Below are 21,401 nucleotides of genomic sequence, written 5' to 3' on the forward strand. Positions count from 1 at the left end.
TCAGCCGTCGCGCCAATGATGGCAGGCGACGATATGGTCGGGGCCGGCTGGTGCCAGCGTCTGTTCGCGCGTGGCGCAATCCGCCTGGACAAGCGCGCAGCGTGGATGGAAGCGGCAACCGCTCGGCACCGCGCGCAGGCTGGGTGGGTCGCCACGCAGCGCCGGGCTGGTCTCGCGCCCATCGAGATGCGGCGCGGCGGCCAGCAGGGCGCGCGTATAGGGGTGGCGCGGCGCGGCGAAGATCTCCGCCGTGCTGCCCTGTTCGACGATGCGGCCGAGATACATCACCGCCACCCGGTCGCAGACGCGCCGCACCACAGACAGGTCATGCGAGATGAAGACATAGGTCAGGCCGAAGCGGTCGCGCAGGTCGCGCAACAATCGCAGCACCGCCGCCTGCACCGAGAGGTCGAGCCCCGCGGTCGGTTCATCGAGGATCACCACCTTCGGCCGCAGCAGCAGGATGCGCGCTAGGCCAATGCGTCGCTGCTGCCCGCCGGAGAGTTCATGCGGGTAGCGATCCGCCATCGCCGGGTCGAGGCCGACGGCCGCGAGCATCTCGGCGATGCGCGCGCTCTGTTCGCCGGCGCTGCTCACGCCATGGATGCGTAAACCTTCCGCCAGCGTGGCGCCCACGCGCCACCATGGGTCGAGTGCCGCGCCCGGGTCCTGATGCACATACTGCACCGCGCTGCGTGTGCTGCGGGCCTCGCGCGACGCCGCGCCGGAGACGCTCGTCCCCTCCAGTCGGATCACGCCGCCGCTTTCGCGCTGTAGGCCGAGCAGCGTGCGCGCCAGCGTCGTCTTGCCACAGCCGCTTTCGCCGACGATGCCGAAGGTTTCGCCGGTCGCGACCGAGATATCCACGCCATCGACCGCGCGGACGCCGGCCCTCTTGCGCAGCAGTCCCTGCCGCGCGCCGAGTTCCACAACAAGCTCGGAAGCGCCGAGAATCTCAGGCAAGGATCGGCTCCGCATGGAACGGGCAGGCCACGACGCGATCGCCCTCCGTCACAGTCTGTGGTGGGGACTCAGCGCAGCTGCCGCGGACGATCGGGCAGCGCGGATGAAAGCGGCAGCCGGAAGGTTGTGCCGTCGCGGCCGGCACTGTGCCGGGAATGCCGGCAAGATCGGTTGCGCGATCCGGATGGCAGGCCAGCAGCATGCGCGTATAGGGATGCTGCGGCGCGTCCAACACCGTGCGCGTCGGCCCGCCTTCCGCCACGCGCCCGGCATAGAGAACCGTGACGCGGTCACACACCGAGGCGAGCACGCCGAAATCATGTGTGACGAATAACAGCGCCAAGCCACGATCCGCGGCAAGCCCGCGCAGCAGCGACAGGATCTCCCGCTGCGTCGTCACATCGAGCGCGGTGGTCGGTTCATCCGCCACCAGCAGTGACGGATCGCAGGCCAGCGCCGCGGCGATCAAGAGCCGTTGCCGCTGCCCACCGGAGAATTGATGCGGATACTTCGCCAGCGCCGCCTCGGGGTCGGGCAACTGCACGGCACGGAACAGCTCGACGATCTTCGCGCGATGGTCGCGGCGCGACCCTGGCGCGTGGCGGCGCATGATTTCCAGGATCTGGTCGCCGGCGCGAAACACCGGGTTGAGCGAGAGGTACGGATCCTGCGGCACGAAGCCGATCCGCCCGCGCGCCGAGGCCGCGCGATCCGACAATATGTCGCGCCCCTCGAACAGGATGCTGCCGCGCGGTGTCTCGGCTCCCTTCGGCAGAATGCCAAGGATTGCGCGCAGCAGCGTCGATTTCCCGCAGCCACTCTCGCCGACAATGCCAAGACTGCCCCCAGCCGGCACATGGAAGGTGACGTCATCAAGGATCTGCGCCGTACCGGCCTCGCCACGCAGCTCGACCGCGAGGCCCTCGACCTGAAGGATCGGCCGCGTCATCGGCGCGATCGCCGCAAGCGTGGATCAGCCGCGTCACGCAACCCATCGCCCAGCAAGTTGAAGCCTAGCACCAGCAGCAGGATCGCGAGACCGGGGAAGGTCGGGAACCACCAGGCCTCCGGCAGATGCTGTCGCGCCTCGGACACTGCCAGCCCCCAATCGGGCGAGGGCGGTGCCGCGCCGACGCCGAGGAAGCCGAGCAGCGCCGCGGTCAGGATGGTGAACCCCATGCCGACCGTCGCGCGCACCAGGATCGCCGGCGCCGCATTGGGCAGCACATGCAGGAACAGGATGCGCGTCGGGCTGGCGCCGATGCCTGCCAACGCATCGACGAACAGCGACCCGCGCAGCCGTCGCGTCTCGGCATAGACCGTGCGCGCGAAGAACGGCCAGTAGGTGAAGGCCAGTGCCACCATCGCCGTGCCGATCCCCGGCGCCATCAACTGCCCGAGCGCCAGCGCCAGGATGAGCTGCGGCACGGCGAGGAACACATCCGTCACCCGCATCAGCACGTCCGACATCCAATTGTCGCGCCATCCGGCGGCGAGGCCGACCGGCACGCCCACCGCCATTGCCGCCACCACGACTGCGATCGCCACCGCAAAAGCGTTGCGCGTGCCGAGGATGACGCGCGAGAGAATGTCGCGCCCGAGATTGTCGGTGCCGAAAGGAAACTCGGCCGAAGGTGGCCGCAGGCGTTGCAGGATGTGGCTCTCGAAGGCGTCATCCGGATAGGGCGCGAGCCAGGGCGCGAGAATCGCCACCAGCAGGGCGAAGACCACGATCAGCAGCCCGAAGGCGGCGACCGGATCGCGGAAGATATGGCGCAGAGCGGTCATCGGTGTTCCTCGGCGACGCGCGGGTCGATCAACGCCTGCACCACATCCACCGCGACATTCACCACCGCATAGACGACGCCGACAACGAGTGTCACGGCGAGCAGCGCCTTGTAATCCGCCGAGAGGATCGCCTGCACAGCATAGGTGCCAAGGCCCGGCCAGTCGAACACCGCTTCCACTGCCACCGCGCCCGAGATCAACGCGCCGAACAGCAGCCCGATCTGCGTGACGGTGACGTTGACAGCATTGCGCAGCACATAGATCGCGGCCAGCCGCACGCGCCCATAGCCCGCCGCACGGGCATAGAGCACGAAGTCCTTCTGCAATGTCTCCAGCACGCCCGAACGCGTGAAGCGCGCGATCGTCGCCAGCCCCGGCAGCGCCAGCGTCACCGCCGGCAGCACCAGATGCCGGCAGGCATCGACGAACATGTCCAGCCGCCCGGCGAGCAGGCTGTCGATCAGCATGGAGCCCGTCACCCGCGCTGGCTGCCCCAACGCCACATCCATCCGCCCGCGTAGAGGCAGGACGTCGAGATCCATCGAGAATACCAACTGCAACATGATCGCCAGCCAGAAGGATGCGATGGCAAGTCCGCCCACGGAGAGCAGCCGCACGAGATGATCGATCGGTCCATTATGGTCGAGCGCCGCCAGCAGCCCGAGAGGAATGCCGATCACCGTCGCCAGGAACAGCGCGACGAAGGTCAGTTCCAGCGTGGCCGGCAGACGTTGGATGATCTCCTCCGCCACCGGCCTGCCCGAGAAAATGCTGCGCCCGAAATCCCCGGTCAGCACTTGCCGCACATGGATCGCGGCCTGTTCCATGATCGGCCGGTCGAGCCCGTAGCGCGCCCGGATATCGGCGATTTGCGCCGGCGTCGCGGCGTCGCCGGCAAGCGTCGCGGCGGCATCACCCGGCACGACGCGCGACAGCACGAAGGTCAGGATGACGAGACCGAACAGGGCCGGCAGCGCCAGCAGGACGCGCCGGAGAATGTAGCGCGCCATGCCGCGCTGCTCAGTTCGCCAGCGACATCAGGCGGATCTCGCCACCCGAACCCACCGGCGAGAACTGATACCCCTCCACGCGTCGCGACAGCCCGCGCAGGTTCAGCGTGTTGTAGACCCAGATGTCCGGGCTGTCGGCGACGACCTGGCGCGTTGCCTGCTGGTACAGCGTGTCGCGCTCGGCCTGCACGCGGCTGGCGCGGGCGGCGCGCAGCAGGCGGTCCACCTCGGCATTGGTGTACCAGGAGGACGCCTTCCAGGTGCCGTGGAATTGGCTGTCATACATCTGGCCGATCCAGTTCTCCGGATCGACGAAATAGGTCGACACCCAATGCACCCACATGTCCGGCGTGGTCTGCGCCTGGCTGGTGGCGCCGGTGATGCCGGGCCAGGTGTTGGGCACGATGCGCAGGTTCACGCCGACACGACGCAGATCAGCCTGGAACATCTGCGCGGCCTGCACCGTCTGTTCCAGTTCGTTCTGCACATGGATCTCGATGGCCCGGTCAAGCGGCGCGCCGGCGGCGCGCGCCGCGTCGCAATGCTGGCGCGCCAAGGCGAGGTCGAAGGTATAGGGCTGCAGGTCCGGCGGATTGCCCCACAGATTGTTCGGGTTCGGCCCGCCATTGCGCACCACGAGGCCGCGGAGCACCACGTTGTTGAAGCCCTCGTAGTTGAAGGCGTGGGCGAAGCACAGCCGCGCGTCCCGGTTGTCGAAGGGCGGCTTGGCGTTGTTCATGCGGATGACGAAAACGCGCATGCTCTCGTCACGCGCGACGCGCGTACGCGGGTTGCGGTCCACGCGCTCCACCTGGTCGGTCGGCAGGTAGGAATCCGTCGCGTCGATCTCGCCGCGCAGCAGCGCCAGCACGCGCGTGGAGGTCTCCATCACCGGCCGCGAGCGCACGGAATCGATTGGACGCGCGTTGTGCGACCAGCCCATGAAATGCTCTGGGAAGCGTTCCATGTCGAGCGAGACGCGCGCCTGGTAATTGTCGGCCACGATGCGATAGGCGCCCGACCCGGCGCCATTCGCGGCGAGCCAGGCCGATCCCCAGTCATCATTCTGCACATGCGGAGCGATGGCGCGCTGGTTCACGATCGCCACCAGCGGAATGGCCGACAGGAATGGCGCATAGGGCGTGGACAACACGAAGCGCACTGTGCGCGGGCCGGTCGCGGTTACATTCGAGCCCTCCAGCACCGGCGTGAAGGCGCCCGAGGGGCCACGGCGCATCGCGAGCAGGCGGCGGAAGGAATAGACGACGTCATCGGCCGTCATCGCGCTGCCGTCCTGGAACTTGATGCCTGGGCGCAGCGTGAATTCCCAGGTCAGCCCGTCCTCGCTCGTGGTGTGGCTCTCGGCCAGCCATGGCAACAACTGCGGTGGGTTCGACTGGTAGCGATACAACCCGTCATAGGCATTGAGCAGAATGAACTGACTCGGGACGTCGAAGATGGAGTGCGGGTCGAGCGTGGCCGGCAGCGTATCGCCCCATACCAACGGGCGTTGTTGCGCTTGCGCCATGGGGGCGGTCAGCGGAAGGGTCGCGATGGCCGCGGCGAGCAGCGTGGCGCGCAGTCGACGGAATCCCATGGCCGTTCTCCTCGGTCGATTTCGACGACATAGAAGGGTCCATCGCGCTCAGCGGCAAGCACCGGCTGCGGTATTTCATGCGGCACCCAGGCATGGACTGCCTGCCCATGCGGCAGCGCCGCCACCCGATCGGGCACAGGGGCGGGGGCAGGGGCTTCGCAGCGCCGCGCTGCTGCGCGTATCGTGGCTCAGCCGGCGACGACGCGCCAGCGGGATGAATCCAGAAAAAACGGAGCGACATGCGCGCCGACCGATCCACGAATTTGCTGTTGGTCATTTTGTCTGCGATGTTTCTCCAGCAGACCTTCGCGACGCTGGGCCGGTCTGTGCCGCCGATCATCGCGCCGGTCATCCTCGCGGATCTCGCCTTGGATCCCGCCTGGCTCGGCCTGTATGTGAGTGCCGCCGCCTTCTCCGCGCTGGTTTTCCAACTCGGCTGCGGCAGCTTCATCCTGCGCTACGGCGCGATGCGGATGAGCCAGGTGGCGCTGGTCCTGCTTGGCCTCGGCATGGCGATCGCAACCGTCGGGCCGGCGGTGCTGTTCCTCGTCTCCGGCGTGATCGGCGGCGGTGCCGCGGCGATGTCCACACCGGCCAGCTCACATCTGCTCGGGCGCTATGCGCCGCCGCGCCAGGCGCCGTTGGTCTTCTCCATCAAGCAGACGGCCGTACCTGCCGGGCTGCTGCTCGCCGGTCTGCTCGGCCCATGGCTGACCGTCGTGACGGGCTGGCGCGGCGCTCTGCTGATCCCCGCGGCCGGCTGCCTGCTCTTCGCCGCCATGCTCGAGCCGCTGCGCGCGGAGTTCGATTCCGACCGGGTGCCGACCCAGGCGTTCAGGCTGTCGGATTTCCACACCACCATCCTCAGCGTGCTCGGCGCGCCGGAACTGCGACGGCTTGCCTTCGCCTGCTTCGCCTTCAATGGGCTGCAGACGGTATTCACCTCCTATTTTGTGGTGGCGCTGACCGAGCTCGGCCACGGACTTGCGGCGGCGGGTCTCGTCTTCTCGATCGCCATGGTCATCGCGGTGCCGGGGCGCCTGTTCTGGGGATGGCTCGGCAGCGGGCGCGTGGAACCGGCGATGGTGATGTGCTGGCTGGCGCTCGGCATGGCCGCCGGGTCGGCGATGATGGCGCTGCTCGGCGCGCATTGGCCGCTGGTGTTGGTGGGGCTGGTGGCGACCGTGCTCAGCGCCACGGTGATGTCCTGGCACGGCGTGCTTCTCGCCGAGGCCGCCCGCCTCGCCGCGCCGGGCCAACGTGGCGCGGCGACCGGCGGCGTGCTTTCCTTCGGGCAGCTCGGCGGGCTGCTGCTGCCGTTGGTCTATTCAGCCGTGCTGTTGACGACCGGCAGCTATGGCCTCGGCTTCACCGCCTGCGGGCTGCCGGCGCTGATCGTCGGCATCGTCCTGCTGCGCGCACCGCGCGACCATGAGGCGCGATAGGGAAGGGGTGACACCATGACGCAAGGCTTCGCACTCGGCGACGTCACCATCCAGCGCATCATCGAGGAGGAGGCGCCGCTCTTCGACCCGCTCACCTTCCTGCCGAACCTCACGCCCGAATTATTGGCGGAGAACCGCGCCTGGCTGGAGCCGACGGCGATCGACCCTGTCACCGGCAAGTTGATCCTGTGCATCCAGTCCTGGGTGGTGCGCACGAAGCACCACACTATCCTGGTCGACACCTGCGTCGGCAACGACAAGGAACGACCGAACCACCCGTTCTGGAACCGCCTGCGCGGCGACGCCTACATGCGCGGCCTTGCCGCCCTCGGGCTGTCGGTGGAGGACATCGACATCGTCATGTGCACCCACATGCATGTCGACCATGTCGGCTGGAACACCCGGCTGGAGAATGGCCGCTGGGTGCCAACCTTCCCGAAGGCGCGCTACGTCTTCTCGGCGGATGAATTCGCCTATTGGAACGCGGAGAATGCCAAGGCGACATCGCCTATTTTCACCGATTCCGTGCTGCCCATCGTCGAGGCCGGTCGCGCCGAGATGGTGACCGAAACCCACGCGATCACCGACACCATCCGCCTGGAGCCGACGCCGGGCCACACGCCGCACCATGTCGCGCTGCGCGTCGGCAGCGGCGATCACGAAGCCTTGTTCACCGGCGACCTGATCCACTCGCCCTTGCAGGCACGCTATCCGGAAATCTCCATGCGGGCCGATTGGGACCCCACCCTCGCGGCGAAGACGCGCCGGCGTGTCCTTGAATGCGCCTGCGAGGCGCGCACCTTGTTGTGCTTTGCGCATTTCCCCTCGCCGTCGCGCGCGCGCCTGTCGCGTTGGGGAAATGGCTTCCGAGCCGATCCAGTGGGCTGACGCGGCAGCAGGACTGTCCTAGCCTGCCTCCATAACCCGCACATGGAGACGGGCGTGGAGGAAGCGAAACCCGGGCGACCCTTGCCCATCGCGCGCATCGTGGCGCCGCGATCGGTGGCGGTCGTCGGCGCGTCGGATGACGTCGGCAAGTTCGGTGGCCGAGTCATCCACTATCTGCAGAAGCACGGATTTCCCGGGCAGATACTGCCGATCAACCCGAACCGCGCGACGATCCGCGGCCTGCCGGCCTTCCCGCGCGTCAGCGCGGCGCCGATCGCCGCCGATGTCGCGATTCTCGCCGTGCCCGCCTCGTCGCTCGAAGTGCAGGTCGCCGATTGCGCGGCCGCGGGTGTCGGCGCCTGCATCATCATCACCGGTAAGCTCGCCGAGGCCGGGCCCGAGGGCGCCGCCCTGCAGGAGCGTGTGCTGACCATCGCGCGGGATGCGGGGATGCGACTGGTCGGGCCGAACTGCCTCGGCATCTTCAACCCGGTCGATCGCGCCATGCTGTCCTCCTCCCTCGCACTGGAGGAGGATGAGTACGCGCCCGGCGGCATTGGCATGGCCAGCCAATCCGGCGCGCTCATGGGCACCCTGCTGTCCTTCGGCCGCCACCACGGCGCGCGCTTCAGCCGTTGCATCTCGGTGGGCAACCAGGCCGATCTCGGGCTCGAGGATTTTCTCGACTACCTGGTGCAGGACGACGCCACGCGCGCGGTCGGCCTGTACATCGAAGGCCTGCGCGACCCCGCGCGCTTCCGCGCCTTGCTGCGGGCGGCGGGCAAGCCGGTCTTCATCGTCAAGGCCGGGCGCAGCGAGGCCGGCGCGCAGGCCGCGCGCTCGCACACCGCGAGCTTCGCCGGCGCCTTTCCCGCCTTCGAGGCGATCTGCCGCGATGCCGGCGCCGTGGTGCTGGACGACCCTCAGGCGATGGTGCTCGCCTGCGACGCGGCGATCCGCCTGGCGCCGCTGCCCGCCGCCGGGCTGGGCCTCGCGCCAATCGCCTCCTCCGGCGGTTCCACCGTCACCTTCGCCGACATGCTGCCGGCCGCCGGGTTGCGCCTCGCGACCATGTCGGCGGCGACGCGCGCGGCGCTTGGCCGCTGGATGCCCGACACCCACATCGCCTTGCCGGTCGACACCGGCTCCTTCCACGAAGGCACCAGCGGCGACGGCTTGTCGGACTGCATCCGCGCCTTCATGGCCGACCCCGATGTCGGCGCCGTGGTGGTGCCGATGACGACGCAGCCCGACATGGCCGGCCGCACCGCACTGTTTCCGCCGCTCGGCCGGGAGGGAGGCAAGCCGCTGCTCTACCTGATGACGGCAGGCGCGGTTGGCGATGCCTCCCGCGCCGTGATGCGCGCGGCGGATTTCCCATTTTACGACCGCATGTCCGATGCCATCGCAGTGATCCGCGCGCTCGACGCCGCCGCCGACGGTCGCGCCCGCCACGACGCGCCGGCGCCCGACCGACCGGTCGGCTGCGGCCCCGCACCGGCTCTTCCCATCGGTGCGCTGACCGAAGGCGAGGCGAAGCGCCTGCTCGCCGCCTATGGCATCCCGACCACGCGCGAGGTCGCCGCGTCCACGGCCGACCAGGCCATCGAGGCCGCCCGCAGCATCGGCTTCCCGGTCGTGCTGAAAGGCGTCAGCCGAGTGGTCGTGCATAAATCCGACCTCGGCCTGGTGCGGCTGAACCTGCGCGACGAGGCTGCGGTCCGCACGGCCTTCGACGAAGTGATGGCGGCGCTCGAACGCGCTGCACCGGGCGCGGCCGAAGGCTGCGTGGTGCAGGAGATGGCGCGCGGCGAGGCGGAACTCTTCCTTGGCGCGACCTGCGATGCGCAATTCGGCCCGATGGTGCTGGCCGGCGCCGGCGGCGTGCTGGTCGAATTCCTGCAGGATGTGCGCACGGCCCCGGCGCCACTCTCCCCGCACGATGCGCGCGCCCTAATCGAAGGCCTGCGGGTCGCCTCGGTGCTGCGCGGGCTGCGCGGCCGACCTGCGGCCGACATTGCCGCGGCGGCCGGTGTGTTGGCGCGCCTGTCCTGGCTCGTCGCCGATCTGGGGCCACGTCTCGCCGAACTCGATATCAACCCCCTGATCCTGCGCGCGGCCGGGCAGGGGGTGATCGCCGTAGATGCCCGCGCGACCCTGACGGAGGAAACCAAGCCATGAAGGCATCACTGTCACGCCGCGCATTGGGCGCCACGCTGTTCGCACCGGCCCTGGCACGGGCGCAGGACGCCGCCGCCTGGCCGGAGCAGCGCAGCGTGGTGCTGGTCGTGCCCTATCCGCCCGGCGGCAGCACCGACAATGTTGCGCGGCCGCTGATGCCGGAATGGTCGCGCGTCATCGGCCAGACCATTGTGATCGAGAATCGCGGTGGCGCCGGCGGCACGATCGGCGCCGAGATGGTCTCCCGCGCCAGGCCGGACGGTCACACCTTGCTGCTGTTCCCGACAGCGATCTTCACGATCAGCCCGACCATGATGCGGCCGCCCTATGACACGGATCGCGATTTCGTGCCGATCGCGCGGGTCGCCGCCTCGGACGCCTTCGTGGTGGTCAATCCCGAGGTGCCGGCCCGCACGATCCAGGAACTGGTAGCCTATGGAAAGGCGAATCCCGGCGCGCTGCGCTTCGGCTCCGCCGGCAATGGCACCATCACCCAGTTGCAGTGCGAGATGTTCGCCGAATCCGCCGGGATGCGCGTCGAACACGTGCCCTATCGCGGCTCGGGCCTGTCGGTGAACGACCTGGTGGCAGGGCACATTCAGATGATCTGCGATCCGGCCGCGCTGCCTATGGTACGCGCCGGCCGCGTCCGCGCGCTGGCGACCTTCGGCGACCAGCGCCACCCCGAATTCCCCGACGTGCCGACGCTGTTGGAGGTCGGGCTCGCGGAGCGCGGCGCCATGTCGTGGTTCGGCATCGCCGCGCCGGCCGGAACGCCGCCAGCCACCTGTGCGCGCATCGCCGCCTCGCTCGAACAGGCGCTGAAGTCGCCCGAAGTCGCGCGCGGCATGGCGCTTGGCGGCCTGCGTCCCGCCTTCGAGACGGGCGAAGCCTTCGCCAATCGCATCACGCAGGATCGAGCGATCTTCGCGGACATCATCCGACGTACCGGAGCAGGAGTGAATTGACGTGGAACTGGTGACTGTCACGGACGAAGGTCCGATCCGCATCGTGACGCTGAACAACCCGGGCAAGGGCAACGCCATCAGCAAGCCGATGGCCGAGCAGGTCCAGGTGGTGATGCAGGAATTCGAGCATCGCGACGACCTGCGCGTCGCCATCATCACCGCCGCCGGCACGCGCGCCTTCACCTTCGGCGCCGATGTCGCCGACCCGCCGGAACTGTGGCGCGCCATCCCGACCGTCGGCTTCCGCCCGCTCAAGCCGGTGATCTGCGCCGTCGAGGGGTGGTGCGTCGGTGGCGGTATCGTGCTCGCCATGATGTGCGACCTGATGGTCTGCGGTGCGACCGCGAAATTCTACTACCCCGAGGCGAAGCTTGGCCTGACCGGCGGCATGATCGCCGGCCTCGTCAGCCGCGTGCCGCACAAGATCGCCATGGAGATCGCGCTGCTCTGCACCACGATCAGCGCCGAGCGTGCCGAACGCATCGGCCTGGTGAATGAGGTGGTGCCCGAAGGCCAGGCTCTGTCGCGCGCGAAGGAGATGGCGACCGAACTTGCCGGCATGGCGCCGATGGTGCTGCACGAGATCAAGCGGATGGTCACCGAGGAAATCCTGCCGCGCGGCCCCTCCGAGCAGATGGCGATCCATGGCCAACGTATGGCTGCGATCCGCAACTCGGCCGACTTCGTGGAAGGCAAGGCCGCCTTCCGCGAAAAGCGCGCGCCCAACTTCGAAGGACGCTGAGCCATGCCTGGTCCGCTTTCCGGTCTTCGGGTTCTGGAGATTGCCGGCATCGGGCCGGGACCTTTCTGTTGCATGATGCTCGCCGATCTCGGCGCGGAGGTGCTGCGCATCGACAGGCCGGGCGGCACGGCGGGCAACCCGGCCGATGTGCTCGGCCGCGGCCGCCGCGGCGTCGCGCTCGACCTGAAGCAGCCAGCGGCGATCGATGCCGCGCTGCGCCTGGTCGAGCGCGCCGATGTGCTGGTCGAAGGCTTCCGGCCGGGGGTGATGGAACGCCTCGGCCTAGGGCCGGCGGACTGCCACGCGCGCAACCCGCGCCTTGTCTATGGCCGCATGACCGGCTGGGGCCAGGACGGGCCGCTGGCCCAGGCGGCGGGCCACGACATCACCTACATCGCGCTGACCGGCGCGCTTTGGTCAATGGGCCGCGCCGGGCAACGCCCGGTGCCGCCGCTCAACCTGGTGGGCGATTTCGGTGGCGGTGGCATGCTGCTCGCCTACGGCATCATGGCCGCGCTGTTCGAGGCCAAGCGCTCCGGCCAGGGCCAGGTGGTCGATGCAGCGATGACCGATGGCTCCGCAACGCTGATGGGCGCCTTCTTTGGCCAGTTTGCGCAAGGGCGATGGACGAATGCGCGCGAGAGCAACATGCTCGACGGCGCTTGCCCTTACTACGACACCTATGAATGCGCGGATGGAAAATACGTCGCGGTTGGCGCGTTGGAGCCGCAATTCTTCGCCCTGCTGCTCAAGGGCCTCGGCCTCGACCCCGAACGCTTCGCCGACCGCACGAACAAGGCGCGCTGGCCCGCCATCAAGGCCGAGTTCACCGCGATCTTCCTGACCCAGCCGCGCGACCATTGGGCCGCGCTCTTCGACGGCACGGATGCCTGCGTCGCGCCGGTACTCGACCTCGAGGAAGCGCCGCGCCATCCGCACAATGTCGCGCGTGGCACCTTCTTCGCGCGAGGCAAGGGCATGCAGCCCGCGCCGAGCCCGCGCTTTTCCCGCACGCCGCCGGAGCAGCCAGGTCCGCCCCTGCGCCGCAGCACGGACGCCGATGCGGCTCTTGCCGATTGGGGCTTCTCCCCGGCCGAGATCGCCGCCTTACGCGGCGGCTGACAGCCACGCCGGCCGCGCTGTAAGCTCGCGCCAAGACAAGCAAGCGAGGACACGCCAATGGATACCGCAGCCCCGCCGTCTGGCATGGCGCGCAGCGTCTTCACCTCGGATCACGAGATCTTCCGCACCCAGGTCCGCCGCTTCTTCGAACGCGAGATCGTCCCCTTCCACCGCGACTGGGAACGCGCCGAGATTGTCCCGCGTGAGGTCTGGCTGAAGGCCGGCGCGGAGGGCCTGCTCTGCCCGATGATGGCCGAGGAACATGGCGGCGCCGGCGCCGATTTCGGCTACGCCGCCATCATCATCGAGGAGATCGCGCGGACCAACGCTTCGGGCATCGGCTTTCCGCTGCATTCCGACATCGTGGTGCCCTACGTCGAGGAATTCGCGCTGTCTCACAAGAAGCGCGAATGGCTGCCGCGCATGGCGAAGGGCGAGATCATCACCGCCATCGCCATGACCGAACCCGGCATGGGTTCCGACCTCAAGGCGATGAAGACTCATGCACGGCGCGACGGGTCCGACTGGATTATCAACGGGTCCAAGACCTTCATCTCAAACGGCCAGAATGCAGGCCTGGTCATCGTCGCCTGCAAGACCGACCCTGGCGCGGGCCGCAAGGGCATCAGCCTGATCTGCGTCGAGGAAGGCACACCCGGCTTCACCAAGGGCCGCAACCTCGAGAAGATCGGCATGCATGCCGCCGACACCTCGGAACTCTTCTTCGACGATGTGCGCGTGCCCGCCGACAATCTGCTCGGTGAGGAAAATGCCGGCTTCTCCTACCTGATCCGCAACCTGCCGCAGGAACGTTTGGTCATCGCCATACGCGCCGCCGCCTCGATGGAGGTGATGCTGCAGAAGACCATCGACTATGCCAAAGACCGCAAGGTCTTCAACCAGACGGTCTTCGATTTCCAGCACAACCGCTTCAAGCTGGCCGAGCTGCGCGCCAACACCACCATGATGCGCGTCTTCGTCGACCATTGCATGGCGCTGCACCTGAATGGCGGGTTGTCGATCGACCTTGCCGCGCAGGCCAAGCTGCTCGCCACCGAAATGCAGAACCGCCTGCTCGACGACTGCCTGCAGATGCATGGCGGCAATGGCTACATGGCCGATTACGAGATCGGCCGCGCCTGGGCCGATGCGCGCGTCGGGCGCATCTATGGCGGCAGTTCCGAGATCATGAAGGAAATCATCGCGCGCACGCTATGATGCGCGGCGACACCAACCGGGAGGACAAACAGGAATGACACTGACCACACGCCGCGCCACGCTGGGTGCAACCCTGACGCTGCCCTTCGTGCGGGGGGCAACCGCGCAGGAGCGTTTCCCCAACCGCCCTATCACCATCTATGTTCCGTTCCCGGCCGGCGGCGCGACGGATGTGCAGATGCGTTCCTTCGCGGAGGCCGCGACGCGCCATTTCGGCCAGACCGTGCTGGTCGAGAACCGCCCCGGCGCCGGCAGCACGCTCGGCGCCGCGGCGGTCGCGCGCGCACGCTCGGATGGCTACACCGTCTCGCAGATGACCCTGCCAGCGCTGCGCCTGCCGCACATGCAGCGCATGCCTTACGACGTCACCAAGGACTTCACCCCGATCATCCACCTTACCGGCTATCTTTTCGCCGTGGCGGTGCGCACCGAAAGCCCCTACCGCACCTGGCAGGACCTGGTGGCGGATGCGAAGCGTCGCCCGGGCGAGGTCCGCCTCGGCAATACCGGCGCGAACGGCACGCCGCATCTGACGCTGGTGGACCTGGCCGCGCGCGAGCAGATCGACATCGTCCACGTCCCCTATCGCGGCGAAGGCGACATGACCCCGGCACTGCTCGGCGCGCATATCGAAGGCGGCGCTGGCGGTTCCGGCATGGGGCAGCTGGTGGATGACGGCAAGCTGCGCTTCCTCAATGTCTGGTCGCGCGAACGCTCCCCGCGCTGGCCCTCCGTCCCGACGCTGATCGAACTCGGCTACACGGATATGGTGGTGACGTCGCCCTATGGCCTGGTCGCCCCGGCCGGCCTCGACCCGGCGGTCACCCGCGCGCTGCATGACGGCTTCAAGGCGGCGCTCTACGACCCAGCCCATATCGCGACGCTGCGCCGGCTCGACCAGCCGCTCGAATACCTCAACACCGAGGATTACGCGGCGAACATGCTGGCGACCTATGAGGCCGAACGCCAGCGCGTCGAACGCCTCGGCCTCAGGACGGGTTGAGGTAGCGCTCCTTCAGGATCCTGCGCAGCAGCTTGCCGGCCTCGCTGCGCGGGAGTTCCTCGGCGAATTCCCATGACCGCGGCCGCTTCGGCCCGGCTAGCTGCTCGCGGCATAGCGCCTCGAGCTCGCTCCGCAGCGCCGCCTCGTCCCTGCGCGGCTCGCGCTGGACGATGACGGCGTGCACCTGCTCGCCGAAATCCTCGTTGGGCACGCCGACGACGGCGACCTCGGCCACCGCCGGGTGGCGCACCAACACGGATTCGATCTCGGCCGGATAGAGATTTACGCCGCCCGACAGGATCAGGTCCGCGCGCCGGTCCGACAGGAACAGCCAGCCCTTCTCATCGACCCGACCGAGGTCGCCCAGGCTTGCCCAGCCCCGAGCATTATAGGCCGCCGCCGTCTTGTCCGGCGCGTTGTGATAGGCGAAGCGCGGCGCGCCCTCGAAGCAGATGCGGCCGACCTCACCCACCGGAAGCTCGTTGCCATCATCGTCGCAGATATGCAGCGTCACGCCATTGACCGGGCGGCCCACCGTTCCGGTCCGTGCCATCCAGTCCTGCGGCGAGGCGACGGTGGTGCCGACACCCTCCGACCCCGCATAATACTCCCACAGGATCGGCCCCCACCATTCCATCATCCGCTGCTTCACCGCGATGGGGCAGGGGGCGGCGGCATGGATCGCGCAGCGATGCGACGACAGGTCGAAGCCGCGTCGCACCGCCTCCGGCAGGGCCAGCAGACGCACGAACATCGTCGGCACCCATTGGCTGTGGGTAACGCGATAGCGCTCGATCAACTCCAGCGCGCGGATAGGGTCGAACTTCGCCATCACCACCGCCGTGCCGCCCTCGCCGATGGTGCGGCGGATGGCATAGCCATGCGGCGCGGCGTGATACAGCGGCGCAGGCGAGAGATAGACCGTGTCCGTATCGAAGCCGTAGAGCGACTTCCACGTCATGTCCCAATCCGGCGCGTCGCGGTTCTCCCAGGCCAGCATCGGCCGCTTGATGCCTTTGGGCAGCCCCGTCGTGCCCGACGAGTACAGGAATTCCCGCCCCAGTGGACAGGGCGGCAGTTCCACCGGCACGGGGTAGCGGGCAAGCGCCGCCTCGAAGTTGTCGTAACCGTCGAGACCCTCGCCCACGGCAAAGTGTGGCACCGCACCGACCACACCTTCGTGAAGCAGCGCCGTCGCCAGCTCCGCGAGGCCCGGCGAGACGATGATCGCCTTCGCCGCCGCATCGGTCAGCATGTAGGCGACTTCCTGCGGCCGCAGATGCACCGACAGCGGCGTGTAATACAGCCCGGCGCGCCGGCAGGCATAAACCAACTCGATGAATTCGGGGCGATTGTCCATCAGCATGGCGATGCCTTCGCCGGGCTGCAGCCCAAGCCCGATCAGCCATTGCGCGATGCGGTTGGCCCGCGCGTCGAGCTCGCCATAGGTGATGCTGGTGCCGCGATCGGGGAAATGCGCCGCCACCTTCGCCGGGAAGGCCGTGGCCCAGCGCGCGATCTGCACCATTCGTTCTCTCCCTTGCCGTTGGCGCAAGCCTGCTGTGCCACCCACGCCGCGTCAACGCGCCTTGCCCCCGCGGCGCGGGCGCGCTGCAATGGGTTCATGTCAAATGCCGTTCCCGCGCGTCCCGCCTCCACCATCCTGCTGCTGCGCGACGGGCCTGGTGGGCTTGAGGTATTCATGGTGGTGCGTCACCACCAGATCGACTTCGCCTCCGGTGCCCTGGTTTTCCCGGGCGGGCGCGTCGAAGCCGCCGACGCCGTGCTGGCCGGCGGCGACCCGAACCTGGCCTTCCGTGTCGCCGCTATCCGCGAGACCTGGGAGGAATGCGGCATCCTGCTCGCTGCCCCGGGCACCCCCCCGCCGGCCGAAGGCGACTTCGCCACCATGCTGCTCGACCGCGGGATGGTGCCGGATTGTGACTGCCTCGCCCATTTCGCGCATTGGATCACGCCGGTCCCGGTGCCCAAGCGCTTCGACACGCATTTCTTCCTCGCCGCCGCGCCGGCCGACCAGGATGCCGTCCATGACGGGCATGAGGCGGTGGACAGCGTCTGGATCCGCCCCGCGGACGCGCTGGCCGAGGCCATCGCCGGCACGAAGAAGGTGGTTTTCCCGACCCGCATGAACCTGACGAAGCTGGCCCGCAGCAACACCGTCGCCGAAGCCTTCGCCGCCGCGCGCGCCAGGCCCGTGGTGACGGTCCAGCCGATCCAGCGCGACACGCCGGAGGGCCGCTACCTCCGCATCCCCATCGAGGCCGATTACGATGGCGAGGAATTCCTCGCCGGCGACCCGCCGTCGATGTGACGGCATCGGGCCTCCCGCCACAGGCAACGACAAGGACACGCTCCATGGCTTCGCGACGCATGCGCTTCGGCATCTTCCTCGCCCCCTTCCATCGGGTCGGCGACAATCCGACGCTGGCCATCGAGCGCGACATGAAGCTGATCGAATGGCTCGACGAACTCGGCTATGACGAGGCCTGGATCGGCGAACACCATTCCGCCGGCTGGGAGACCATCGCCAGCCCCGAGATCATCATCGGCGCCGTGGCCGAACGCACGAAGCACATCAAGCTCGCCACCGGCGTCACCAGCCTGCCCTACCACCACCCGCTGCTGGTGGCGCAGCGCTTCGTGCAGCTCGACCACATGACGAAGGGGCGCGTGATCCTCGGCTGCGGCCCCGGCGCGCTGGTTTCGGACGCCTACATGATGGGCATCGAGCCCACGCATCAGCGGCGGCGGATGGATGAATCGCTGACCGCGATCATGAAGCTGCTGGCCTGCGAGGAACCAGTCTCCATGGAGACCGACTGGTTCACCCTGCGCGACGCACGGCTGCACCTCGCCCCCTACAGCGAGCCCCGCTTCCCGATCTCGGTCGCCTCCTCCACCACGCCTTCCGGTGCGCTGGCGGCCGGCAAGCATGGCGTCGGCCTGCTGTCGCTCGGCGCCGGGCTGCATGGCGGCCCGAAGATGCTCGCCGAGCAATGGCGCATGGCCGAAGCCGAGGCCGCCAAGCACGGCAAGACGATGGATCGCGGCCAGTGGCGCCTGGTGGTGAACCTGCATTGCGCCGAGGATGACGAACGTGCGCTGCGCGATGTCCGCCGAGGCGAGGAGGCCGAGACGCTGACCTATTTCTCCGAGACGCTGGGCCGCCCGCCCATGCGCTCCGAGGATCCGCTGCGCGACGGGCTTGCGGCCGGCTCGACGCTGGTCGGCTCGCCCGAGACCGTGGCGGCCGGCATCGAGCGCCTGCTTTCCTTCACCGAGGGTGGCGCCGGCGGCATCCTGTTCCGCGCCCATGAGTGGGCCGACCGCGAGGCGACCTGGCGTTCCTTCGAACTGTTCGCCCGCTGGGTCATGCCGCGCTTCCAGGGTTCTCTGAAAATGCCGCTGGCGTCGCGCGAATGGGCCAGCGCCAACCGCGAGACGATCTTCGCGCCGAGCATGACGGCGCTGAAGAAGGCCTTCCACGATGCGGGGCAGGAGGCGCCGGAATTCTCGCGCCTGCAACTCCACACCGGGAAGGTGGAACTGCCGAAAGGCTGACGCCGCGATGGCCGGCGCCCGGCGCGCTGGCCCATGGCCTCAATTGATCTGCAGCCCTAGGCGACGGATCATCGTCCCCTCCTCCTCCATCGTCTGTGCCACGAAGGCCGCGTAGTCGGCGGAGTTCTTGTAGATGACAGGCATGTCGTAGCGCGCCAGCACCTCGGCATGGGTGGGGCTCATCAGCGCTTCCTTGAAGCCGTCGTGCAGCGCCCGCATCACGCCCGGGTCCATCCCCTTCGGACCGGCCAGCCCATAGGGCGAGGCCGAGACGATGTTGATGCCCACTTCCTGCAATGTCGGCACGTCGGGAAAGCGTTTGGCGCGTTCGGCACCCCAGGTCGTCAGCAGGCGAAGCTGCCCGGATTCGACCAGCGTTGCCCAGCTCGATGAATCCGCCATCGCCTGGGTCTGGCCGCTAAGCACTGCCTGCAGATTATCCGCCCCGCCGCGGAAGGGCACATGCAGCCAGTCGATGCCCTGCTCGGCGGCGATGCGCTCCATGGTGATGTGCAGTGTGCTGCCGACACCCGGCGTACCGTAGGCGACCTTACCCGGATTGGCCTTCGCGTAAGCCACGAATTCCTGCCAGTTCTGCCAGGGGCTGTCGGCCTTCACCACCACGCCGAACAGGTAACCCGTCAGGTGGATGACATAGCTGAAGTCCTTGAGCGGATCCCATTGCGGCCGCGACGACATCAGCGGCAGGCGGAAGGCGGTGATTGGCAACTGGCCGACCAGGTAGCCATCACCACGCGCCTCGGCCGCCATCATCTGCGCGCCCAGCGTGCCGGACACGCCGCTACGGTTCTCGATGATCACCGGCTGGCCCAGCTTGCGCTGCGCGAGGTCCGCGAGCGAGCGCAACTGCCCGTCGGTCGAACCACCTGGCGGCCAGGGCACGATCAGGCGAATTGGTCGATTGGGAAAGCCCGCCTGTGCGACGGCGGGGGCCGCCAGCAACGCACCGCCGGCAGCGAGCAGGGCACGACGTTTCGTCGTGATGGTCATGGTCGAAGATCCTCCCGGGGATCGTTGGTGGACCGGCCCCGCGGTCGTTGCCGCGGGGCCGGGTGCTCACGTCAGGGCTGCTGGTTGGACAGCACGACGGTGCCGGAGGCGGAGAACATCCCGCCCACGCCATGCGCCACGCTGATCTTCACATTAGGCACCTGCGCCGGCGCGGTGCCGCGCACCTGCCGCACGCTCTCCTGCAGGGCGAACATGCCGTACATGCCAGTGTGCGTGTAAGACAGCCCGCCGCCATTGGTGTTGAGTGGCAGCTTGCCACCCGGGCGCGTATTGCCTTCCCAGATGAAGTCCTTCGCCTCGCCGCGACCGACGAAACCGAGGTCTTCCAAGCCGTACATCGGCAGATGCGCGAATGCGTCGTAGATCATCAGGTGATCGACGTCGCTGTGCTTCAGCCCCGCCATGCGGAAGGCCTCAGGCCCCGCCACGCGGAAGGCGCGCGAGGAGGTGAAGTCCTCCATCTGGCTGACCATCGTCGTCTCGACGGATTCACCACTGCCCAGGATGTAGCAGGGCTTGGTCGGGAAATCCTTCGCCCGCTCGGCCGAGGTCAGGATCAGCGCGCCGCCGCCATCGGTCACCAGGCAGCATTGCAGCAGCCGGAACGGATAGGCGATCATGCGGGAATTCAGCACATCCTCGACCGTGATCGGGTCGCGGAAGGCGGCACGCGGATTCTTCGCCGCCCATTCGCGCTGCACGACGGCGACCATCGCCATCTGCTCGTGCGTCACGCCATACTTCTTCATGTAGCGCAGCACGGGGATCGGGAAGAGCGTCGGCGGACCCATCGGGCCGAACGGCGCCTCGAACTGGCCGTTCAGCGACTGCGGCTCGGGCGGGCGCGGGATCGGGTTAATGCGCGATTTGCCGCTCTCGCCATGGGTGATCAGGATGGTCTTGGCATAGCCCGCATGGATGGCGGCCGCGGCGTGGCGGACATGCAGCATGAAGGAACAGCCGCCGACACCCGTGCCATCCACCCATTTCGGCGTGATGCCGAGGTAGTGCGCGATCTGCTGCGGCATCATCTGCCCGACGCAGGCCACGCCGTCGATGTCCGACGGCTTGAGCCCTGCATCGGCCATGGCGTTCAACGCCGCATCGGCGTGCAGCATGATCTGCGCCATGTCGGGAATGGCGCCGAGCTTCGTGGTCTCGGCCGCGCCGACGATGGCGACTTCACCTGGCTTGATCGTCATGGCATCAGGCTCCCTTCGCCGGGCGGAACAGGGCAAGGGTGATGTCGTCATCCATCTTGGTGAAGGCGACTTCCAGCGGCATGTCGAGCACCAGTGCCTCGGGCGTCTGCGGGCAGTCGACGATGTTGGTCATCATGCGCGGGCCTTCTTCCAGCTCGACCACCGCGATCGCATAGGGCGGCTTGAAGCCCGGCACCGGCCGGTGATGGATGACGTAGGAATGCAGCGTGGCGCGGCCGGAGGCCTCGAACACCTCGACATTGCGCGTGCCGGTATAGGGACTGAACGGGCGGGGCGGAAAATACGGCTTACCGGTGTCGCCACAGCGCTGGAGCAGCAGCTTGCCGTTCTTCGTGCCGTCCCAGAAGAACTTCGTCTCAGGCGTGGGTTCCGGCCGTGGGCGGCCTGGTTCGAGTGTCATTGGGGCGCATCCTCCTTAATTGCGTGAAGCCATGTTCGCCTGTGTGGCCCCGATGGGGAAGGGGGCCTCCGCTTGACGGCGTCGCCGGGCGGCAACAGGATCGTCCCGCTTCCAAGGGGGGCCCTGGCAGGGGCTGAGAGTCCGCTATCGCGCGGTGACCCTTCGAACCTGATCCGGGTCATGCCGGCGTAGGGAAAGGAACAAGCGGACCCCGTCACCACGGGTCCGTCCCGCGCTTC

At 68.1% G+C, this 21,401-nt stretch carries 19 protein-coding genes and 1 riboswitch; of the genes, 10 read left to right on the forward strand and 9 right to left on the reverse strand.

The annotated features are described in order from the left end of the window. Genes IEY36_RS06645 through IEY36_RS06665 form a run of 5 tightly spaced genes read right to left on the reverse strand, consistent with a single transcriptional unit; the run spans position 1 to position 5,358 of the window. Entirely contained in the window at positions 1-963 is a 963-nt protein-coding gene (locus tag IEY36_RS06645; RefSeq protein WP_229681184.1) for an oligopeptide/dipeptide ABC transporter ATP-binding protein, read from the reverse strand. Beyond that, positions 956-1,912 carry an ABC transporter ATP-binding protein gene (locus IEY36_RS06650; RefSeq protein WP_188966174.1) on the reverse strand — a complete coding sequence of 319 codons (957 nt, stop codon included), beginning with the start codon at positions 1,910-1,912 and terminating at the stop codon, positions 956-958. The genes IEY36_RS06645 and IEY36_RS06650 overlap by 8 nt, the downstream gene beginning before the upstream one ends. Further along, complete coding sequence (locus IEY36_RS06655; RefSeq protein WP_188966175.1) at positions 1,909-2,751, reverse strand: ABC transporter permease; 843 nt, start codon at positions 2,749-2,751, stop codon at positions 1,909-1,911. The genes IEY36_RS06650 and IEY36_RS06655 overlap by 4 nt, the downstream gene beginning before the upstream one ends. Continuing rightward, complete coding sequence (locus tag IEY36_RS06660) at positions 2,748-3,761, reverse strand: ABC transporter permease (protein WP_188966176.1); 1,014 nt, start codon at positions 3,759-3,761, stop codon at positions 2,748-2,750. Before IEY36_RS06660 ends, IEY36_RS06655 begins: the two co-directional genes overlap by 4 nt. A gap of 10 nt (positions 3,762-3,771) precedes the next feature. Beyond that, positions 3,772-5,358: an ABC transporter substrate-binding protein gene (locus IEY36_RS06665; protein WP_188966177.1), complete on the reverse strand. Its 1,587-nt coding sequence runs from the start codon at positions 5,356-5,358 to the stop codon at positions 3,772-3,774. 269 nt (positions 5,359-5,627) lie between these two features. On the opposite strand from IEY36_RS06665, the gene IEY36_RS06670 reads away from it, so the two are divergent. The 8 genes from IEY36_RS06670 to IEY36_RS06705 are packed head-to-tail and all read left to right on the forward strand — an operon-like array spanning position 5,628 to position 14,925. Then, positions 5,628-6,803 (forward strand): MFS transporter, encoded by a 1,176-nt coding sequence (locus tag IEY36_RS06670; protein ID WP_188966178.1) that lies wholly within the window; start codon positions 5,628-5,630, stop codon positions 6,801-6,803. A gap of 15 nt (positions 6,804-6,818) precedes the next feature. Then, on the forward strand, positions 6,819-7,691 hold the full coding sequence (locus IEY36_RS06675; RefSeq protein ID WP_188966179.1) for an MBL fold metallo-hydrolase: 873 nt from the start codon (positions 6,819-6,821) through the stop codon (positions 7,689-7,691). A 54-nt stretch (positions 7,692-7,745) separates the two neighbouring features. Continuing rightward, positions 7,746-9,872: an acetate--CoA ligase family protein gene (locus tag IEY36_RS06680; RefSeq protein WP_188966180.1), complete on the forward strand. Its 2,127-nt coding sequence runs from the start codon at positions 7,746-7,748 to the stop codon at positions 9,870-9,872. Continuing rightward, positions 9,869-10,840, forward strand: a complete 972-nt coding sequence (locus IEY36_RS06685; protein ID WP_188966181.1) for a tripartite tricarboxylate transporter substrate binding protein — start codon at positions 9,869-9,871, stop codon at positions 10,838-10,840. The genes IEY36_RS06680 and IEY36_RS06685 overlap by 4 nt, the downstream gene beginning before the upstream one ends. 1 nt (position 10,841) lies before the next feature. Then, entirely contained in the window at positions 10,842-11,582 is a 741-nt protein-coding gene (locus IEY36_RS06690) for an enoyl-CoA hydratase/isomerase family protein (protein ID WP_188966182.1), read from the forward strand. A 3-nt stretch (positions 11,583-11,585) separates the two neighbouring features. After that, positions 11,586-12,704 (forward strand): CaiB/BaiF CoA transferase family protein, encoded by a 1,119-nt coding sequence (locus IEY36_RS06695; protein WP_188966183.1) that lies wholly within the window; start codon positions 11,586-11,588, stop codon positions 12,702-12,704. A gap of 57 nt (positions 12,705-12,761) precedes the next feature. Continuing rightward, positions 12,762-13,922 carry an acyl-CoA dehydrogenase family protein gene (locus IEY36_RS06700; protein ID WP_229681185.1) on the forward strand — a complete coding sequence of 387 codons (1,161 nt, stop codon included), beginning with the start codon at positions 12,762-12,764 and terminating at the stop codon, positions 13,920-13,922. Between the two features lie 34 nt (positions 13,923-13,956). Beyond that, positions 13,957-14,925 (forward strand): tripartite tricarboxylate transporter substrate binding protein, encoded by a 969-nt coding sequence (locus tag IEY36_RS06705; protein ID WP_188966184.1) that lies wholly within the window; start codon positions 13,957-13,959, stop codon positions 14,923-14,925. Here IEY36_RS06705 and IEY36_RS06710 read toward each other — a convergent pair. Beyond that, a complete protein-coding gene (locus IEY36_RS06710) occupies positions 14,912-16,453 on the reverse strand; it encodes an AMP-binding protein (protein WP_188966185.1) in 1,542 nt (513 codons plus the stop codon). The two genes, IEY36_RS06705 and IEY36_RS06710, sit on opposite strands and share 14 nt — an antisense overlap. Before the next feature lie 96 nt (positions 16,454-16,549). On the opposite strand from IEY36_RS06710, the gene IEY36_RS06715 reads away from it, so the two are divergent. Together IEY36_RS06715 and IEY36_RS06720 are read left to right on the forward strand one after the other, a co-directional pair. Then, the gene (locus IEY36_RS06715) at positions 16,550-17,257 is read left to right on the forward strand and encodes an NUDIX hydrolase (protein ID WP_188966186.1); all 708 of its coding nucleotides are present in this window, start codon (positions 16,550-16,552) and stop codon (positions 17,255-17,257) included. Between the two features lie 44 nt (positions 17,258-17,301). Further along, positions 17,302-18,507: an LLM class flavin-dependent oxidoreductase gene (locus IEY36_RS06720; RefSeq protein WP_229681186.1), complete on the forward strand. Its 1,206-nt coding sequence runs from the start codon at positions 17,302-17,304 to the stop codon at positions 18,505-18,507. Between the two features lie 39 nt (positions 18,508-18,546). Here IEY36_RS06720 and IEY36_RS06725 read toward each other — a convergent pair whose 3' ends face one another. The 3 genes from IEY36_RS06725 to IEY36_RS06735 all read right to left on the reverse strand — a co-directional run bounded on the left by IEY36_RS06725 (position 18,547) and on the right by IEY36_RS06735 (position 21,162). Next, positions 18,547-19,518 (reverse strand): tripartite tricarboxylate transporter substrate binding protein, encoded by a 972-nt coding sequence (locus tag IEY36_RS06725; protein ID WP_188966187.1) that lies wholly within the window; start codon positions 19,516-19,518, stop codon positions 18,547-18,549. Between the two features lie 71 nt (positions 19,519-19,589). After that, the gene (locus tag IEY36_RS06730) at positions 19,590-20,741 is read right to left on the reverse strand and encodes a thiolase C-terminal domain-containing protein (RefSeq protein WP_229681187.1); all 1,152 of its coding nucleotides are present in this window, start codon (positions 20,739-20,741) and stop codon (positions 19,590-19,592) included. Between the two features lie 4 nt (positions 20,742-20,745). Then, on the reverse strand, positions 20,746-21,162 hold the full coding sequence (locus tag IEY36_RS06735; RefSeq protein ID WP_188966188.1) for a Zn-ribbon domain-containing OB-fold protein: 417 nt from the start codon (positions 21,160-21,162) through the stop codon (positions 20,746-20,748). 104 nt (positions 21,163-21,266) lie between these two features. Further along, a riboswitch (TPP riboswitch) is annotated at positions 21,267-21,375 on the forward strand. The last annotated feature ends 26 nt before the right edge of the window (positions 21,376-21,401 follow it).

The sequence above is a fragment of the Neoroseomonas lacus genome, from assembly GCF_014644535.1.
Lineage (GTDB): Bacteria > Pseudomonadota > Alphaproteobacteria > Acetobacterales > Acetobacteraceae > Neoroseomonas > Neoroseomonas lacus.

Coding starts and splice junctions, on each gene's coding strand:
- IEY36_RS06650 (WP_188966174.1), bottom strand. CDS start 1,912: ATGACGCGGCCGATCCTTCAGGTCGAGGGCCTCGCGGTCGAGCTGCGT.
- IEY36_RS06675 (WP_188966179.1), top strand. CDS start 6,819: ATGACGCAAGGCTTCGCACTCGGCGACGTCACCATCCAGCGCATCATC.
- IEY36_RS06660 (WP_188966176.1), bottom strand. CDS start 3,761: ATGGCGCGCTACATTCTCCGGCGCGTCCTGCTGGCGCTGCCGGCCCTG.
- IEY36_RS06655 (WP_188966175.1), bottom strand. CDS start 2,751: ATGACCGCTCTGCGCCATATCTTCCGCGATCCGGTCGCCGCCTTCGGG.
- IEY36_RS06725 (WP_188966187.1), bottom strand. CDS start 19,518: ATGACCATCACGACGAAACGTCGTGCCCTGCTCGCTGCCGGCGGTGCG.
- IEY36_RS06700 (WP_229681185.1), top strand. CDS start 12,762: ATGGATACCGCAGCCCCGCCGTCTGGCATGGCGCGCAGCGTCTTCACC.
- IEY36_RS06665 (WP_188966177.1), bottom strand. CDS start 5,358: ATGGGATTCCGTCGACTGCGCGCCACGCTGCTCGCCGCGGCCATCGCG.
- IEY36_RS06735 (WP_188966188.1), bottom strand. CDS start 21,162: ATGACACTCGAACCAGGCCGCCCACGGCCGGAACCCACGCCTGAGACG.
- IEY36_RS06710 (WP_188966185.1), bottom strand. CDS start 16,453: ATGGTGCAGATCGCGCGCTGGGCCACGGCCTTCCCGGCGAAGGTGGCG.
- IEY36_RS06715 (WP_188966186.1), top strand. CDS start 16,550: ATGTCAAATGCCGTTCCCGCGCGTCCCGCCTCCACCATCCTGCTGCTG.
- IEY36_RS06720 (WP_229681186.1), top strand. CDS start 17,302: ATGGCTTCGCGACGCATGCGCTTCGGCATCTTCCTCGCCCCCTTCCAT.
- IEY36_RS06730 (WP_229681187.1), bottom strand. CDS start 20,741: ATGACGATCAAGCCAGGTGAAGTCGCCATCGTCGGCGCGGCCGAGACC.
- IEY36_RS06705 (WP_188966184.1), top strand. CDS start 13,957: ATGACACTGACCACACGCCGCGCCACGCTGGGTGCAACCCTGACGCTG.
- IEY36_RS06685 (WP_188966181.1), top strand. CDS start 9,869: ATGAAGGCATCACTGTCACGCCGCGCATTGGGCGCCACGCTGTTCGCA.
- IEY36_RS06695 (WP_188966183.1), top strand. CDS start 11,586: ATGCCTGGTCCGCTTTCCGGTCTTCGGGTTCTGGAGATTGCCGGCATC.